At 46.3% G+C, this 3,393-nt stretch carries 2 protein-coding genes; both read right to left on the bottom strand.

Features of this window, described 5'->3' with window-relative positions:
* Window positions 1–748: hypothetical protein (locus tag F6K53_RS35890; protein ID WP_293084161.1), on the bottom strand; the 748-nt coding region annotated here is incomplete at its 3' end.
* A gap of 161 nt (window positions 749–909) precedes the next feature.
* On the bottom strand, window positions 910–3,393 hold a 2,484-nt coding region (locus F6K53_RS35885; RefSeq protein ID WP_293084159.1), incomplete at its 5' end, for a putative baseplate assembly protein.

Below are 3,393 nucleotides of genomic sequence, written 5' to 3'. Positions count from 1 at the left end.
TTTCAGAAGATTTTACTTGCTCCTCTACTATCAAGAGAGCCTCGCCCTCTTCCAACTGAGTTTCAGTACCCGATAGCTTGATTGATACGGTGTCTTCGCTTATGTCTTGCGGGACAATTTCTGAGGGTAAATGGGGTTGCAGTAAATTCCACGCCCCCCGCATTTCCAAGGTTTCTACAGTCTCAAATACCTGGGGGTCTTCATCAGCGATGGGTACGCTTTCGACTGTAACTCCCTCGGGGACTTGGACAATCTCCGGTACATCCTCTGACTCTTCGATTGTAAAAGCTAGATAGGTACTGGCAGCGACACCTGGAGCTAGTTCGTAGCCCACCGTCCGACTTAGTTCCAGTAACGATAGTCGCTCGGTTGCCGTGTTCACGAAGCCTTCATTAGCGATCCGTTCTTGGTAGAACGTCAGCACTTCCATCACTGCCGCCCAACCATCTAAGAATGCGATCGCAGGGTCATCGTTGTGGCTAGCGGTTAGTTTTCCTAGGGGTCGCGAACCATCCTTTTGATTAGGGGGGATTGTCTGAGTATGCAACCCGGATTTCATCCGTTTGAGGCTATCATCATGCCTAGCAATTCGATAAGAGAGGGCTGTCAGCCCTGGTGGATTGTAAATTGGTTCTGGTTGGTTTTCTGGTGTTGATGTCAAGTCGCTTTGCTCCAATTCAAAATTAAAAATTATTAATTCAAAATGACAATCAGTGGGGGCTTCTGCCGTCGCTTTGCTCCAATTCAAAGTTCAAAATTATTAATTCAAAATGATTCGGACAATTCTATATTTTTAATTTATACTTTTTAAGTTTTAATTACCCGGGGGGGCTTCCAGAATTAAAAAATTGCCAAATTTCTGATTTTATTTTGAATTTTGAATTTTGAATTTTGAATTACCACTAGGGGTCATACGCCCCCCTCTAATTCAAACTCGATCAAACCGTACTCTGGAGTATAAGGATTATTATCCACTCGCACAATGGACAACGTATCAGTGGCGATTACACCTCGGTTCAGTTCATCCTGAGGTGTCCGACCCCAAACCTGAAAGCGGCTAATTTCAGCCCGGTACACTCCATCAATTTCCATCGTCTTCTGAATAATGCGACTTAGGAACACCGGTTGACCGAAGGTGAAGTTATCTGGATGAAAAAAACCGCGCCTGCCACTCTTGTAATCTTTGTTGCCAAAGGTTTCCTCAAGAGCGCGTCTGATACTGTTTTGGAAATAGCCATCTTTAAGTGTTACCTGTAACACTATATCCAAGGGAACCAAGGTCGGTTCGACAATCTCTAGGTCGTGACCCATCAATCGGAATGGCATGATATAGTCGCGCAATTCCTGCTTAAAGGCATCGTCAATCGGTTTGCCCTCATAGCGATCGACCGCAATAAACATAGTGTACCAACTACCAGTCCAGCGCAGTTGGGCAGCAGCCTTTTGCACCTCCGGGTAACGTTGCATTACCTCAACATAGTCTGCTTCTGTAACGCAATTTTGACGAATGCGGAAAGCCTGAGGGGCATTCAGCCGGGCGTCGGGGATCGGTTCGGGGTCTATACCACCCTGGGCAGATAAGGGGTTGTAGATTTTAGTAATTTTCCCAACCAGTTCTACGTAGTAATTGCTATCGTGGGGAAGCAGATAGGCGATCGCCTCTCGACCCACATTACCGGCAGTACCGTTACCACTGCGGTAGCTTGCTTTCATGGTCGAACCGGCTAGGGGTGCTTTGCCCAAATTTCCGTCTCCAAAACGCAGGTAGGCTGTGCGATCGCTCTCCATTTCCACAACAAAATCTGAAGCAAACTGATTGCTATTCAAAAGGTCGGGTCGTACATGCCAGGTTTCCCAATCACCACTGTTACTAGCAGAGGATTTTAACAACATGGCTGGTAAGGCATTTTGAGGATTTTGCTGTAATATTTGTGCTGCGGGCTGTTCTATTGCCTGTTCGTGCTTGTAAACTTCGCTGTAGGTTAGATCCTTTTTAGACAGTTGGGGGCGATAGTCCCCCGATGCCTGCACTTTAGGCATATTATTTTCTTCTTGAGTTTTGCCGTGATCAGCAAGTACAATATTGCCCCGGGCGACGCTGAGGGGGCTAGTATTTTTCGGACAAAAAGGTTTAGCCACGCACAGAGAGAATTTGAGTGCATCGGGAAGAGCCCATTCAATCTCAGTCAATGGCACTGCTGTATTATCTGGTGGGTCCTTAAATCTACCTCCGATCAGGTCTTCTACCTGAGAATTGACCATAGTCAAACGCACCACCTGACGGTGCTCCGGATCGCCGTTTTCCCCCGTCTGCGGGTTTTTTACCTCTTCGAGTAACAGCAGGTCACCTTTTTGCAAATGCTTTAAATTTCCTACTAATGTCGCTTTTGTGGTACCTTTTTTTAAGTAAAACTCATTTGCCCCCCAAGCATAGAACTCAATTTCATTGTGTTCTGATCGCAGTTCCAGGTCGTGTAGAGTTTGAAAAACCTTAGCCCCCTTTTTCTTGAGCACCTCTTGGGCTTCACGGGAATCAGACTTTAGCACTGGCTGCAATGTTGATGCACCAGTGACGACCATGGAGTCCTGGTGGAGCATCACTGGCTCCATCCCAGACTCTAATTCCAGGTATACCCAAACCCGAGCATTACAGCCTTCATGCAATACGTAGTCTACCAAACGGCAGTGGCGACGGATAGAAATTCGTTGTCGAGCTTTACTCAGGTAGGCTTCTGTTGCCACTGCATCCTGATAATAGCTGGCGCTGTCAGCAGTATAAGCTAATATTTCTGTTAAAACAATTCCAATATCGGCTGGATTGCGCTCTCGCCATTTAGGCATTACCACCGATAGGCGATCAAGTATCAATTGGCGAAAGCTGCTATAGTCCTTTGCCAGATAGGTAATTTCGATGGATTCCTGAGTTTTCAGCTCTCCAAGTAGGGGCTGTTGCGGATCAATTTTCGTGGAGATCTGCTTCGGTTTTCGGAAGCCAAAGCTGACCTCCTCAAAGAACCGATCTAGGTATGATATATTAATCAGTTTTAATTGATAGGAATTGCTCTGCTCCTCACTATCATCTGATTTCAACTGATGCTTAACCTTGAGTTCAAGCTTATTCCCCTCTGTGGATACTGGTGTGTCCTCCGTGGGTTTTAGCAACTGAACATCACTGCTAACCACGCCACCTTTGGTAATTTGGATATTGCCCAAGGTGACTTCTTTGGGAGCCACCTGTTTGCCTTCCAAACCAGGTGCTGCAGGAATGAAATAGACTAGCAGATTCCACTCGTCATCGGAATCGTCATCAGGCTTTCCTAGCCACTCAACTTGGATATAATCAAGCCCGATCAGATCGGAAGAGCGTCGCTGTACATGGTTTGTTGTCTGTTT

The organism is Moorena sp. SIO4A1, assembly GCF_010672065.1.
Lineage (GTDB): Bacteria > Cyanobacteriota > Cyanobacteriia > Cyanobacteriales > Coleofasciculaceae > Moorena.
This window is presented reverse-complemented; position numbering and strand designations above follow the sequence as displayed.